The sequence below is a fragment of the Gillisia sp. Hel_I_86 genome (assembly GCF_007827275.1).
Taxonomy (GTDB): Bacteria; Bacteroidota; Bacteroidia; order Flavobacteriales; family Flavobacteriaceae; genus Gillisia.
Genome location: NZ_VISE01000001.1, coordinates 2,017,799 through 2,033,715, shown reverse-complemented (window position 1 = coordinate 2,033,715; position 15,917 = coordinate 2,017,799). Strand labels below are relative to the sequence as shown.

The 15,917-nt window shown below is 40.3% G+C and carries 6 protein-coding genes, 2 tRNA genes and 3 rRNA genes; 2 read left to right on the top strand and 9 right to left on the bottom strand.

From position 1 onward, the window contains the following. Nucleotides 1-405: 405 nt before the first annotated feature. Nucleotides 406-1,011: a hypothetical protein gene (locus tag JM83_RS09090; protein ID WP_144961415.1), complete on the bottom strand. Its 606-nt coding sequence runs from the start codon at nt 1,009-1,011 to the stop codon at nt 406-408. Between the two features lie 203 nt (nt 1,012-1,214). Here JM83_RS09090 and JM83_RS09085 point away from each other — a divergent pair, with 203 nt between their 5' ends. Beyond that, complete coding sequence (locus JM83_RS09085) at nt 1,215-2,087, top strand: AraC family transcriptional regulator (protein WP_144961413.1); 873 nt, start codon at nt 1,215-1,217, stop codon at nt 2,085-2,087. 144 nt (nt 2,088-2,231) lie between these two features. Here JM83_RS09085 and rrf read toward each other — a convergent pair. The 8 genes from rrf to JM83_RS09045 form a co-directional block, all read right to left on the bottom strand. Further along, nucleotides 2,232-2,341 (bottom strand): 5S ribosomal RNA (rrf, locus tag JM83_RS09080). Nucleotides 2,342-2,554: 213 nt separating this feature from the next. Beyond that, a 23S ribosomal RNA gene (locus JM83_RS09075) occupies nt 2,555-5,397 on the bottom strand. Between the two features lie 231 nt (nt 5,398-5,628). Continuing rightward, nucleotides 5,629-5,702: transfer RNA gene (locus JM83_RS09070), tRNA-Ala, on the bottom strand. 130 nt (nt 5,703-5,832) lie between these two features. Continuing rightward, nucleotides 5,833-5,906: transfer RNA gene (locus JM83_RS09065), tRNA-Ile, on the bottom strand. Nucleotides 5,907-6,084: 178 nt separating this feature from the next. Then, nucleotides 6,085-7,610, bottom strand: a 16S ribosomal RNA gene (locus JM83_RS09060). Together the 16S, 23S and 5S rRNA genes with 2 tRNA genes alongside form the textbook arrangement of a ribosomal RNA operon. 885 nt (nt 7,611-8,495) lie before the next feature. Continuing rightward, nucleotides 8,496-10,397, bottom strand: coding sequence for a putative porin (locus JM83_RS09055; RefSeq protein WP_144961411.1), 1,902 nt, complete (start codon nt 10,395-10,397; stop codon nt 8,496-8,498). Between the two features lie 145 nt (nt 10,398-10,542). Further along, entirely contained in the window at nt 10,543-11,979 is a 1,437-nt protein-coding gene (locus tag JM83_RS09050; protein WP_144961409.1) for a SusD/RagB family nutrient-binding outer membrane lipoprotein, read from the bottom strand. A 9-nt stretch (nt 11,980-11,988) separates the two neighbouring features. Then, complete coding sequence (locus JM83_RS09045; RefSeq protein ID WP_144961407.1) at nt 11,989-15,138, bottom strand: SusC/RagA family TonB-linked outer membrane protein; 3,150 nt, start codon at nt 15,136-15,138, stop codon at nt 11,989-11,991. A gap of 169 nt (nt 15,139-15,307) precedes the next feature. Between JM83_RS09045 and JM83_RS09040 the strand changes: the two genes are divergently transcribed. Then, a complete protein-coding gene (locus JM83_RS09040) occupies nt 15,308-15,907 on the top strand; it encodes a ribonuclease HII (RefSeq protein WP_144961405.1) in 600 nt (199 codons plus the stop codon). Nucleotides 15,908-15,917: the final 10 nt, after the last annotated feature.

The window sequence follows — 15,917 nt, the reverse complement described above, 5'->3', positions numbered from 1 at the left end:
TCATATAACTATCTTTTAGTCGCTATAAAACTAATTTGAAATACCATTCTCTTCAATAAAGAAATTCAAATTTTGATTGTTCCTTTTTTATTTTTCTGCGTCCCCCGTTGGCTTAAGCCATCGTGCCGGGCTTTCCGCGCTACCCGGTAGCTTGCTCCAATCCCTGGCCGATTAAACCCTATAACCATTCAGTATTAGTGGTGTAAGCCCTTCCAAGTTAAACCACCATATCTATACTCTATTTCGTACCTCGCCCTGTAGCATTTATCAGTCAAGATCCCTTTTACCATTGCACGCTAAGAACGGTTACCGAGCCTGCTGAGGTAAAATTAGTAGCCTACGTTACTCTTTTGAAAGACACCACAGTTCACTCAACATTTAAACTGGATATGAAATTAATTCAAACTAAAAATCAATAAATTCTGTAAACTCTTTTCCAGAGGAATGATATACAATTTTATAATTTCCTTTGTAAGCATCGGATAATTTATAAATTCTTTCAATAACTTTTGTATTATCAATTGTCTCTGAATTTAGTAACTCATAGCTTTCAGAAATCCCTTTATAATAAACATCGATTTTTAATGGTTCGAGATCTAAAGCCAATTTGGAAACTAAAATTAAATTGCCTTTAAGTCTTGTGGTAGGCTTTATAAATATAGTTTCTTTAGTTTTATCAAACACAACATTTTTTGCTCTTACTATAAATGGAATTGTTTTGATTTTAACATCGCCATCAATCTCAAAGAAATAATTCCCATCTGGAAGAGCAGTTAAATCAAATTCTTTAGAATACGTTCCAGAATTCTGGACGATTTCTTTATATAATATGAGTCCTGAATTGTCTTTGATGGATATTAATTCGCCTTCTTTCACATGCTCTAGTATTAAGGCGGTTATTTTAATATCCTTCATTCCCATCAAAGTCGAAGTGTTGCTTGCGTAACTTAACGAGGCAGTCATCAAGGCTACCATTAAGATACTTTTGTTAAGATTTTTAATTGTTTTCATGATTTGCAAATTATTAAGGTTCAAATACAAATGTAGGACCAATACCCAGGTTGCAAAACATCATATTTGACCAATTTATGTGTTATTTTATCCGTTAAACTAACATTAAGTTATTATAAAGTTAATATAGCATATAATAGAGGTAATTAAATATATAATGTTACTATCATAAACTGTAAATTTGTAGTAATAAACACTTACTAATGAACACTAAGAAACCCACTTTAAAGAAACTAAGCCCTAGCTTTGGCAGTAATATATTAGTGAAACAACATATAGATAAAGTAGATAAGAATGATGCCTATTGGCATTTTCATCCGGAGTTGGAACTCATCTACATAAACAAAGGGCAAGGAAAAACACATATTGGCAACCACCTGTCCTATTTCAATAATAGTCAACTTATATTAATCGGCTCTAATTTACCTCACAATGGTTTTACAGATAAGCTGACCGCCAATGGTACAGAAACCACGGTACAGTTTAAATCCAACTTTTTAGGCGATGATTTTGTAAACATCCCAGAAATGGCAAATCTAGTTTCATTGTTTGAGCTGGCTAAAAAAGGCATCCGTTTTAAAATGGAAACCAAGGCAGTAATGGGGCCAAAAATTAATAATTTATTAAAATCTGCTGGCCTAGATAGAGTTATAAAATTTTTAGAAATATTAAATTATTTAGCTTTAACAGATGATTATAGCTTACTGAATGCCAACGGATTTGCATTTGAAGCAGATGCACAGGACAGCAATAAAATTGATATCATATTTAAATATGTAAATAAGAATTTTCATAACCACATCACTCTAAATGAAATTGCAGATCAAGTAAGTATGACAGCACCTGCATTTTGTAGATATTTTAAAAAAGTGACTGGAAAGACCTTTACCCAATTAGTGAATGAATATCGTGTGGTACATGCTACGAAGCTGCTAAATGAGACCCAAATGAGTATTGCTGATGTGTGTGTTGAATGTGGGTTTAATAATTTTTCTCATTTTAACAAGCAGTTTAACGAGATAACAGGAAAAAGTGCTTCTAAATACAGGAAAGAAATAAAACTGATCATTCAATAAAGAGGAAGCTTATGAATGCTGAAAAGTGACCTAAAATTTCCAAACTTTCAGACACAAAAAAACCCTCACATCTAGATGAAGGAGTTTTTAGTAATTGATGCAAACAAAAAACCCCTCCATCGGGTGATGAAGGGGCTTTCAAAAAAAAGGCGGCGACATACTCTCCCACAAAAATGCAGTACCATCTGCGCTAACGGGCTTAACTTCTCTGTTCGGAATGGGAAGAGGTGAGCCCCGTTGCCATAGCCACCTTAAATTATAAGTGATCAGTGAGGGGCAAGGGGTGATCAGAAAAAACCTGTTCACGCTTCACGCTTCACAATTCACTTCACGCCAAGGCGTGATAATAAGATCAACATATGGGAAACAAACAATAGAAGAATACCAGTTCGAACGATCAATGGCAAATTGGATAGGTTTTTCGCCCTCCCCTTTATGGTCCCCCTCGGGGGATGTAGGGGGAGGACCGCACTAAGCTTTACGGATTATTAGTACCACTCGGCTATGACATTGCTGCCTTTACACCTATGGCCTATCAACGTGGTGGTCTTCCACGGTCCTTTAAAGAAATCTCATCTTGTGGTGGGTTTCGCGCTTATATGCTTTCAGCGCTTATCCCTTCCGAACGTAGCTACCCAGCAATGCTCCTGGCGGAACAACTGGTGCACCAGAGGTTCGTCCAACTCGGTCCTCTCGTACTAGAGTCAGATCCACTCAAATTTCTAACGCCCACTGTAGATAGAGACCGAACTGTCTCACGACGTTCTGAACCCAGCTCGCGTGCCACTTTAATGGGCGAACAGCCCAACCCTTGGGACCTTCTCCAGCCCCAGGATGTGACGAGCCGACATCGAGGTGCCAAACCCCCCCGTCGATGTGAGCTCTTGGGGGAGATCAGCCTGTTATCCCCGGCGTACCTTTTATCCTTTGAGCGATGGCCCTTCCATGCGGAACCACCGGATCACTATGCCCTACTTTCGTACCTGATCGACCTGTATGTCTCTCAGTCAAGCTCCCTTATGCCATTGCACTCTGCGCACGGTTACCAAGCGTGCTGAGGGAACCTTTAGAAGCCTCCGTTACTCTTTTGGAGGCGACCACCCCAGTCAAACTACCCACCAAGCATTGTCCCCCGCAAAACGGGGTTAGGCTTCAAACAAGTAAAGGGTGGTATTTCAACAATGACTCCACCACACCTGGCGATGCAGCTTCAACGTCTCCCACCTATCCTACACATCACTTGTCCAAAGTCAATACTAAGCTATAGTAAAGGTGCACGGGGTCTTTTCGTCCCACAGCGGGTAATCGGCATCTTCACCGATACTACAATTTCACCGAGCTCATGGCTGAGACAGTGTCCAGATCGTTGCACCATTCGTGCAGGTCGGAACTTACCCGACAAGGAATTTCGCTACCTTAGGACCGTTATAGTTACGGCCGCCGTTTACTGGGGCTTCAATTCAATGCGTCGTGCAAGCACTAACATCTCCTCTTAACCTTCCAGCACCGGGCAGGTGTCAGGCCCTATACATCATCTTTCGATTTAGCAGAGCCCTGTGTTTTTGATAAACAGTCGCCTGGACCTCTTCACTGCGGCCCCCGCAAGGCGGGGGCGACCCTTCTCCCGAAGTTACGGGTCGATTTTGCCTAGTTCCTTAGCCATGAATCTCTCGAGCACCTTAGAATTCTCATCCCAACTACCTGTGTCGGTTTACGGTACGGGCTGCCACCACTTGCTTTTCTTGGAAGTCGATTTGCTGGATTGTCACGCCGGCCGAAGCTTTTGTGTACTATCGGAGTGTTGCCACTTCCTTCAACGTACTATTCCGTCAGTACGCACCAACTTTTCGCCTCCGTCACGTTCAACGTGGGGCAGGTACAGGAATGTTGACCTGTTGTCCATCCACTAACCCTTTCGGGGTCGCGTTAGGTCCCGACTAACCCTCAGCTGATTAGCATAGCTGAGGAAACCTTAGTCTTTCGGTGTGCGGGTTTCTCGCCCGCATTATCGTTACTTATGCCTACATTTTCTTTTGTAACCAATCCAGCATGCCTCACGGCACACCTTCAACTTTGTTACAATGCTCCCCTACCACTTATACCCCTAGGGTATAAATCCATAGCTTCGGTAGTATATTTATGCCCGATTATTATCCATGCCGGACCGCTCGACTAGTGAGCTGTTACGCACTCTTTAAATGAATGGCTGCTTCCAAGCCAACATCCTAGCTGTCTGGGCAGTCCAACCGCGTTATTTCAACTTAATATACATTTGGGGACCTTAGCTGATGGTCTGGGTTCTTTCCCTCTCGGACATGGACCTTAGCACCCATGCCCTCACTGCTGACCAACATTTTATAGCATTCGGAGTTTGTCAGGAATTGGTAGGCGGTGAAGCCCCCGCATCCAATCAGTAGCTCTACCTCTATAAAACTTTAAATCAACGCTGCACCTAAATGCATTTCGGGGAGTACGAGCTATTTCCGAGTTTGATTGGCCTTTCACCCCTACCCTCAGGTCATCCCAAGACTTTTCAACGTCAACGGGTTCGGTCCTCCACTATGTGTTACCACAGCTTCAACCTGCCCAAGGGTAGATCACACGGTTTCGCGTCTACCACTACCAACTATACTAGCCCTATTAAGACTCGCTTTCGCTACGGCTCCACCTCTTAAAGGCTTAACCTTGCTGGCAACGGTAACTCGTAGGCTCATTATGCAAAAGGCACGCCGTCACCCCTAAGGGCTCCGACCGCTTGTAAGCGTATGGTTTCAGGATCTATTTCACTCCGTTATTCACGGTTCTTTTCACCTTTCCCTCACGGTACTGGTTCACTATCGGTCTCTCAGGAGTATTTAGCCTTAGCGGATGGTCCCGCCAAATTCATACAGGGTTTCACGTGCCCCGCACTACTCAGGATACCACTATGGTTCATGTTCATTACCTATACCGGGCTATCACCTTCTTTGGCCACCCTTTCCAAGGTGTTCTAATTCTGTTCACAACCAACAACGTGGTCCTACAACCCCACGCGCGCCGTAACGCGCGTGGTTTGGGCTAATGCGCGTTCGCTCGCCGCTACTTGCGCAATCACTTTTGTTTTCTTCTCCTCCGGGTACTTAGATGTTTCAGTTCCCCGGGTTCGCCTTCCTTACGGAATACTATATCTTCAATATAGTGGGTTGCCCCATTCGGATACCTGCGGATCAATTTGTATGTGCCAATCCCCGCAGCTTTTCGCAGCTTATCGCGTCCTTCTTCGCCTCTGAGAGCCTAGGCATTCCCCATACGCCCTTATTTAGCTTATGTGCTTTTACCTAATTTGCTCAAATCTTGTTTTTGCCGATATGCAAAAACAACACTTTTATTATAATTGTTCTTTTGCACTTGCAATTCCTTGCAAGTACCTAATGTTCTCGTATTCTTTATTTCCCAATATGTCAATGAACGTGTGGCGAATCGCCACTGATAAATAATTATCAGTAGGCGTTTTGCCTGCAACACCCTTGTGATACATAATATATCCCAAGGCATTGCCTTGTGGAGAATAACGGAGTCGAACCGTTGACCTCTACGGTGCAAGCGTAGCGCTCTAGCCAGCTGAGCTAATCCCCCATTTTAAAGAAATTCAAAATCTTGAATTCAGAATTTAAAATGATTAGAATTCTCAACTTCTAAAATTTCCCAGTATTGTAATGAACATGTTCAATTTTGAATTCAAAACTCCGAATTCAGAATTAAAAAGTAGTCTCAGGCAGACTCGAACTGCCGACCTCTACATTATCAGTGTAGCGCTCTAACCAGCTGAGCTATGAGACTGCATCTTTAACAGTTTCAAGTTTAAAATGACAAGTTTCAAGTAATACCATTCACTCTTCACATTTCACTTTTTACTATTATAATATAATTAAATTGACAGGAATCAAGACCAAAAGGACCTCTTGAGAACCTTTTTGATGTAATTGCGTCTTGCCTTTTAAAACGGCAAAATCTCTAGAAAGGAGGTGTTCCAGCCGCACCTTCCGGTACGGCTACCTTGTTACGACTTAGCCCCAGTTACCAGTTTTACCCTAGGCGGCTCCTTGCGGTGACCGACTTCAGGTACCCCCAGCTTCCATGGCTTGACGGGCGGTGTGTACAAGGCCCGGGAACGTATTCACCGCATCATGGCTGATATGCGATTACTAGCGATTCCAGCTTCACGGAGTCGAGTTGCAGACTCCGATCCGAACTGTGATAGGGTTTGTAGATTCGCTCCTTCTCGCGAAGTGGCTGCTCTCTGTCCCTACCATTGTAGCACGTGTGTGGCCCAGGACGTAAGGGCCGTGATGATTTGACGTCATCCCCACCTTCCTCACGGTTTGCACCGGCAGTCTTGTTAGAGTTCCCGACTTGACTCGCTGGCAACTAACAACAGGGGTTGCGCTCGTTATAGGACTTAACCTGACACCTCACGGCACGAGCTGACGACAACCATGCAGCACCTTGTAAATTGCCCGAAGGAAAAGGTGTTTCCACCCCTGTCAATCTACATTTAAGCCCTGGTAAGGTTCCTCGCGTATCATCGAATTAAACCACATGCTCCACCGCTTGTGCGGGCCCCCGTCAATTCCTTTGAGTTTCATTCTTGCGAACGTACTCCCCAGGTGGGTTACTTATCACTTTCGCTTAGCCACTCAGGATTGCTCCCGAACAGCTAGTAACCATCGTTTACGGCGTAGACTACCAGGGTATCTAATCCTGTTCGCTACCCACGCTTTCGTCCATCAGCGTCAATGACTTATTAGTGATCTGCCTTCGCAATCGGTGTTCTATGTAATATCTATGCATTTCACCGCTACACTACATATTCCAACCACTTCATAAGTATTCAAGAACAACAGTATCAATGGCAATTCTATGGTTGAGCCACAGACTTTCACCGCTGACTGATCGTCCCGCCTACGGACCCTTTAAACCCAATGATTCCGGATAACGCTTGGATCCTCCGTATTACCGCGGCTGCTGGCACGGAGTTAGCCGATCCTTATTCGTAGAGTACCGTCAAGCTCCCACACGTGGGAGTGTTTCTTCCTCTATAAAAGCAGTTTACAACCCATAGGGCCGTCTTCCTGCACGCGGCATGGCTGGATCAGGCTCCCGCCCATTGTCCAATATTCCTCACTGCTGCCTCCCGTAGGAGTCTGGTCCGTGTCTCAGTACCAGTGTGGGGGATCTCCCTCTCAGGACCCCTATCTATCGAAGTCTAGGTAAGCCGTTACCTTACCTACTAACTAATAGAACGCATACTCATCTTGTAGCCATAAATGTTTAATTATAAAACAATGCTGTCCTATAATACCATGGGGCATTAATCCAAATTTCTCTGGGCTATTCCCCTCTACAAGGTAGATTGTATACGCGTTACGCACCCGTGCGCCGGTCGCCGGCTCCCGCCCGAAAGCGGGACCGCTGCCCCTCGACTTGCATGTGTTAAGCCTGCCGCTAGCGTTCATCCTGAGCCAGGATCAAACTCTTCATCGTTGATTTTTAAATGTTGCAACAATTACAAGGCCTGTTTCATTAGCTTCTCCGAAGAGAAACCAATCACTCAAAATATTCTTCTAGTCTTAATTCTTTTCTTTTGGTTTCTTCTGCCGTCCTTGCGGACAACATTGAAACGCGCTGTCAATTCAATATATCAATGAACATTTCTCCCATCTGCCCTTGCGGGCATCTTCCCAAAGGGAAGGATTACAGGAACTTCTTGTCGAAACAAAAGGAGTCGAACCTCTTTCTTTTAAACCCTGCCCCGGGATTTCTCTTCAATAACTTCTCGTGAACTTTTGATCCCGCTCAAAGCGGCTGCAAATATACAATGCTTTTTCTTTACCGACCAAAACTTTTTTCAAGTTTTTTTTGGTTAAACTTTTTGATAAAATTTATCCTCAAATCTTACATCATAGTATCACTGATCAAGGAACTTTTTGTAGCGCTAAACGCGGCTGCAAATATACCAACTTTAATTTCTATCCCGCAAACTTATTTTGAAGTTTTTTTAGTTGAATTTTAACCGCCAAAACCGCTCTAAACCCACGTCAACCAAAGAACTTTGCCTCCCAAACCAACTACTCGTTGATCGCTTAGCGGGTGCAAATATACACCCTCTTTTTTCTTAACCACAAGCTTTTGTTCAACTATTTTTTAAAATAAATTTCATCCCACGGTAAGCCTTTGAACGCTCGGGAGTTAACAAAGGATTATTTTTTATTAATCTATGTGTGCTTTTGTAATAAAAGGCATCAATGATGCCCGCGTTAGGGATTGGAGCGGTAGCTCCCAATGGAACATCGTGGAATTGGGACTACAAGCGTAAAGCCCGGCCCCCGAGCAAAGCGAGGGGGAACGCCCAAAAAAAACTTGAGAAAATTATAGGAAGAAATCCCAAACTAGGCCAAACCTCACCAAGAAATCACGATACGGATACGCTGGAGCTGCGAAATTATTATTCCCTTCTATTAATGAGTTGAGATGTTCCAGCTTAAAAAAGATCCTTGTTTGCTTCACTTTTGCATTAAAAAAGAAATCTACCACCGGGAAAGCTCCAAAATCTTGTTGGTTTTGAATATAGAATTCTGCAAGAACGGGATCGTAGCCATCCATTTGATAGCCGGTAAAATATTTTAAGGTGAATCCTGTCTGCAAATAAAGGGCACGCTTGAACCAATGGTCTTTATAATATAGTGTATTGCGCGTGGTGAAGGCTGGCACATTTAAAACCCCATCTCCGTTAAGCACTTGTTGATACATAAGGGTATTATCCAAAGCAAACTTGCCATACTGAAACTCTTTGCTTGCCTTCAGCTTAAAATAGCTGACTTCTCCACTCTCCTGATATGGTTTTGTAAAGCCGTCTTCGCTTGCAGAAAAATATGCGTAGTCGGTAATTCGGGTAAAGCTCGCATCTACATTTGCCAAATTAGTTGACTCTAATTTTAAAGATAAGCTTTGGGTATTGGTGTTTTTGAAATCGTTTTGCCAATTATAATTAAGATAATCGCTCTGGTAGAGTAAAAAATTAAAATTTGGAGCACTTTCATTACTCTGGAGCTCTGCCTTTACTCGATTGTTCTTATTTATGTGATAATCTGCTCCCGCCAAGAAATTATGGCCTGTAAAATCACCTGCTACATTTACCATAAAATCCCCATACATTCTTAATGACCCAAAGTTTTTAAAATACTCGGCTCCGGCAGCGTAATTCTCTCCTTTGAGCCTATTGGTAATGGTTTGGTCTTCTAAAATAAAAACAGAATTGTAACCATAATTATAGTACGTCATCCCCACCTTTACTTTTAGCTCCCCGAGCGTCGTATTAGCAAAGGTGATACCCACAACATTGTCTATATTCCTAAGCTTCACTCTATCGCTAAGATTAGCCGTTTTAAAGGACGGCCCTATAGAATCAGTAGGCGCATCTTGTTTAAAAATATACTTCTTATCACTAAAGTCTAGCTTATGATTTATGGTAATCCTATTATTATTTCCGTTTGCAAGATCGAATTCATGAGCCAGAAAGAATCGTTTTCCAAAAAGCACGTTTTCGGCATTTTCAAATTTAACCTCTAGTATAGATCTATCATCAAATTCGGGTTCTTTACCAATATATTGTGCTAAAGCTTGATCTGTTAACCCGCCATTTTCTTGATTCAGGAGATCTTGTGACACAAAATGAGATTTAAGCCTATACCTCTTATTAAGTGTTGCGTAGTTAAGCGTTGCCCTAAAATTTCCTGTACTCGTTAATACATTCTGATACTTCCCCAGCGATCGCAATCCTTTATAGGCTATTGAAAAATTCAACCTTTCGGAAGTATTAATGGTGAAAAAAGCATCCAAGGTTTGCCCTTGCTCCGGGACAGTTTTAAAATAGAGTTCGGTAAGAGGGGTAGGAACTTCATAATAATAAATCTCCTCTACTTCCATAAAATTATAATGTCTAGCCCTAGCTCCCAACTCCGGGATTAGACCTCTGTCACTAAAATTATAAGCAAGCTTGTTATAGGTTTGCCCAACATTATTAAAAGGCACTAATTCGAAATTATCTTTTCTAAGGTAATTGAACTTGTAATCCTTCTGTATGGAAAGCGTAGTATCTACATAAGTGGAATCTCCTGAAATTGAAAATATCTTGTAGGCTGAAATAGGGGGTTTTTGGAGGGAGTCTTTTGGAGTTACCTGTACTTTACTTTTACTTCTAAATGTAGGTTCCTGGGCAAAGAGGCTAATTGGGAATAAAAAGGTAAGTAATAAAAAGGATAAATGTTTCATACTACTATATAGAATGGTACAAATGTAAAATAATAAAGTAAACTTTTATCACAATTAAAGGAAGGTATCTAGAGGGTATCTATAACTAACAAAAAAAAGGGCTGTCAATAATGACAGCCCTTTTAAATATAAATAAAATTTACTTCTAGTTTTCAAACCACATTGGAGTTGTAATTGGTACAACATCCGGCGCATTAGGGTTGGAAGAAATCTCACTAAGAGGAATTTGAATTCTTCTAATTATATCTCCAACTACAGCATCTACAGGAAGCATAAAATCAGGAGTTTTTGTCCTTTTCCAATGCGTCCAAGCCTCTAGACCACGAGTAAATAAAGCAACATATTGCTCCTCACTTATCTGCTGAATAGCTTTATCATTTGTTAATCCATCTAGACTACCGCGAGAACTAGCTAAATAAGCATCTTTATCTGCTTGAGCAATTTCTCCTGGCTGACCATCGTAAGAATCTAAAGAAGCCATTAAACCTTGGGTATAAAATTCCTGAGCATCCCCGGAAATAAATCCTTTTATAGCTGCCTCGGCAAGTAAATAATAGCTTTCTGAAGCAGTAGCGTATCTATCCTCAAGATCTGGTCTTAAAATATTTAAACTCACAGGAGAAATTCCAGCAGAACTAAAAACACCTTGATCTTGTCCAACATATCCACCATCCTCAACTTCGTCAAAATAAGTAGCTCTACGAGGATCATCATTATTATTCATGATATCTACAAGGGTGCTTCCAGAAAATAAAAATGCATTCTCTCCACCTGAAAAATTATTTATAAGTCTCCAAAGAGGATTTTCATTACCTACTTCCTCACTATAAGGGAAATAAGCATTTTGAGAATTTTCCATAATGAACGATGAATTAGCTACCGCTTGAATTTGTGGAGCTACAGAAGGATCTTTGTTTGCAATTAACATTAAAGTTTTTAATTTTAGTGTGTTTGCAAAGCGTATCCAAGCTTGTCTATCACCATTATAAAGAAGATCTCCATTGGTAATAATATCAGTTTCTGTACTCAATAAATCTATACCTTCATCCAATCTATCCACTATGCCACGAAGAACTTGTTCCTGCATATCGAAATTAGGATTTGGAAACTCCACAACTTGAGTTGCCTCACTAAAAGGAATATCCCCATAAAAGAGGGTAAGGTTTAAAAATACAAAGGATTCAAAAACCTTGGCTTGCCCTATTATGTTATCTGCTTCAGGATTATTCCTAAGTGTTAACACCCTAATTTGCTGAAGATTTCTCAAAGCAGTAGAATATTGACCTACAAACAAGTTGTTGGTAGAGTTTGGACTGGTGATATAAATCTCCGGATTTCTAAATACCCCAGCAGATCCACCACTTGTCCATTGTTGGGACCAAAACTCTGTTTGAGGCCCCAATTCTATAGTCCTGTTTTGTGACACAGACACCATTATGGTTGGGAACAATAAACTAGGATCCACTTCTAAAGCAGCTAACGGATCTGAGTTTATATTCAGGTCATCTGTACAACCAACCGTTCCCATCATGAAAACGCTTAGTAGAAAAATTCCGAATTTGTTAAAATTATATTTTTTCATTTTAAGTGTTTAAAAATTTATATTAAGATTCATACCAAAACTTCTGGTTGAAGGCACACCCCCTCTTTCTATTCCTTGCAAGTTGCTAGCAGCACCTCCTAATGAAGATTCTGGATCTACATGTGGAACGTCCGAATTAAAGATTGCTAGATTTCTACCTTGAACTCCAATACGGGCACCTTTAATAAAGGTATTCTCAATTACTTCTCTAGGGAAAGTATAAGTTAAACTTAACTCTCTCCATTTTATGAAAGTAGCATCAAACACATTTCCTTCAACAATACTTGCATTAGCAAAAGATTGCCAATAACTTTGAGGAGAAACTGCAACCGTATTAGGAACTGCATCTCCAGCTTCATTTAAAATAAATGCTTCGCTGTCTACAATATCTGCTCTACCGTTTACTGCAGTTTCCGCTGCAAGACCGTCTCTTCTTAACTGTCCAACAGTATTAGAAAACATTTTACCACCTTCTCTATAATCAAAAGTAGTAGTTAATGCGAATGCCTTATACTTAAATGTTGAAGTAAGACCCATTATAAAATCTGGGAAAATATCCCCTAAATTATCAGATTGTCCCACTTGTCTCAAACCATTAGCTCCTACAAGAATTTGATCTTCAATTGGTTCTCCATCATCACCAGTAACTCTTCTAAATCTAGGTCCAAATAATTGCAAGCTCTCACCTTCTACTGCTCGCACCGCAATTCCATTAAAACCAGTTGCTAAATTTAATGCTGGTATGTCTCCTAAATCATCTACATTAAACCTGTTTGCTGTAAAATTATAATTTAAATCCCAAGAAAAATCCTCGCTTCTTATAACTTTTGCTCCCAATTCCACTTCAAAACCTTTATTGCTTACTTGACCAATGTTTGTAAGGAAACCACTAAACCCTGAGGATTGAGGCGTTGGTAATTGCAATATTTGATCTGAAGTAAAGTTTTCATAATAAGTAGCATCAATCGTCAACCTATTTTTGAAAAATCCAAATTCTATACCGAATTCATAATTTTCTTGATTCTCGGGTTTAAGATCTTGATTTGCAATAACTGCATCTGAACTAAAAGCGAGATTACCGTTGAAAGGATAGTTACCTCCTAAACCATATTGTCCAAAAAACCCGGTTAAAGGATTAAATGTAAAGTCCAATCGGTAAGGATCTGTATCTCCCCCAACATTTGCCCAACTTCCTCTTACTTTTAAATAACTTAAAAGATCACTTTGAATATTAAAAGCATCCGTTAAAATTACACTTGCGGAAACTGATGGGTAAAAGAAACTTCTGTTATTCGCAGGCAATGTAGAAGACCAATCGTTTCTTCCTGTAGCGTTAAGAAAAGCCCATCCTTTATAATCTAAGGTGATATCCCCAAAAACACCATGAATCCTTCTATCGCTAAAAGCTTTGAAAGGAGAATTGTTTTCTGCATTGCCCGGATCATACAATTCTGGTACTACCAAATTAGTCGCACTATTTCCAATTCTATCTACAACCCTTTGGTTCCATTGAGTCCCCCCAATTATAGTGATATTAAAATCTTCATTTAGCAACCAATCATACGTGGCGATTAAATCTAAAGTTAACTGTCTGCTTTGAATAAAATCATCGGTAAACCTTCCTTGCAGTCTTCCTAAAGTACCAATCCTGTTTTTTGTAAATCGACGATCGAGATAAGAATCATACCCAGCTCTACCAACAATGCTTAAATTCTCTACAGGTAAAAATTCCAATTGTACATTCCCAAAGAAACGTTCTACATTTGTTTCAGCAGCATTTTGACGCGCTATGAAAAGTGGGTTGTTGGTCTGCAATCCTGGCGCATTAAGTTGATTTCCAAATTCATCTATTTCTGGTTCAAACAACCTGAAATCTGTTGTTCTTGGCAATCCATTAATGATGTTTGTTAAAACGTTGGGATCGTTTGCTCCTGCAGCCGCAGTTCCAACAGTATTGGTTCTTACATAGTTTACATTGATTCGAGATTTAAGTTTCTCAGTCAAAGTAGAACCTGCATTCATACCAAGATTGGTTCTGTTTAAACTAGAGTTTGGAATAATCCCTTCCTGATCTGTATAGGAAAGACTCAATCTATAATCGTCTGTTCCATCTTCTGAAGCTCCAGAAACATTAAAGGAATTAATACTGGTAGCTCCAGTACCATAAAAATTTCTCACATTGCCTGGGAAAATTTCAAAAGGAACAACCTCTCCAGCTACGTTGGTATACGTTTGTCCTGCTAAGGTAGTAATACTTGGCCCCCAACCTGGAAAGCCAGGATTAGTTCTAATTGGAGTATCTGTATCTACTTCTCCTTGGTTTCCAAATACATATTCATTCTGAAAATCTGGCAATATTAAAGGCTCATCGAATCTAAATGACGTACTTGCCTGAAAAGCCGCTCTTCCTGCTTTCCCTCTTTTTGTTGTGATAATGATAACCCCACCAGCGGCACGAGAACCATATAATGCGGCTGCAGAGGCACCTTTTAATATAGTTACACTAGCAATGTCATCTGGGTTGATATCCTGAGCCCTGTTTCCAAAGTCAAATCCTCCGGTAATTCTAGAACCAGTTGCGATGTTGGCGTTAGAAATTGGCACTCCATCTACAACAAATAAAGGCTGTACATCTCCATCCAAAGAGGAGATACCTCTAATTGTAATTCTAGTAGAACCCCCTACGTTACCACTCTGGTTTTGAATGTTAACTCCAGAAGTTTTACCTTGAAGCGCGTTTAAAACGTTAGTTTCCCTAACTTCGTTCAATTCTTCAGATTTTACTGTAGAAACACCATAACCAAGTGATTTCTCAGATCTTTCAATACCCAAAGCAGTTACAACAACTTCATCTAATTGAGCTGCATCTGTTTCTAAAGTAACGTTAATTGTAGTTTGTGTTCCCACTACTACTTCTTGTTTTGTAAAACCAATAAAACTAAAAACCAACGTATTTTGAGCTTGTGCGGAAATACTATAATTTCCATCAAAATCTGTTTGGGTTCCAGAATTGGTTCCTTTTACAATAATGTTTACCCCCGGTAGCGGCAAACCTGTATCATCGGTTACCGTTCCAGTAACGGTTTTGTCCTGTGCAAAGGTTAATTGCACCATAAACACTAAGAATAGTGTTAGAATTCCATTTAATTTTTTTTCCATTATTTTGTTAATTTGAATTAGCCTGCGCCAAAAATCCTAATAAATATTGGGTAAAACAATATAAATTAAAAGTCTTGATGTGTTAAAATATTAACACTACGCTACTTCGTAGATGCAAAATTTGCAATAAGGTTGCGCGAGGTCTCAAAAAAAATGTGAGATTTGCAACATGCTATTGAACTCTTATAAGGAAAATGTATTAGAATGTGGCACCGATGAAGCAGGGAGGGGATGTCTTGCAGGCCCAGTGACTGCTGCAAGTGTCGTCCTTTCTTCGCAATTTAAAAATGACCTTTTAAATGATTCCAAAATTGTTAAATTCAGCAACAGAAAAATTTTAAAAAAAATTATAGAAGAAGAAGCAATTTCTTTTGGAGTTGCACATATCTTTAATAAAGAGATCGATAAAATGAATATTTTAAATGCTTCTATCCTTGGAATGCACAAGGCAATAGAACAGCTAAAGATCACTCCCGAACATATTTTAGTGGATGGAAATCGGTTCAAGCCCTATTTGGATATTCCACATTTGTGCATAATTAAAGGAGATGGAAAATATTTGAATATTGCGGCTGCATCTATTTTGGCGAAGACCTACCGGGATGAATTCATGAATTTGATTCACCAGGAATTCCCAATGTACAACTGGAAACAGAATAAAGGCTATCCAACCAAAGAACATCGAGCGGCAATTAAAAAATATGGGATCACTAAGTATCACCGATTAAGTTTCAAATTACTTCCCGATCAGTTAAAATTAGATCTATAACTTAGTACTT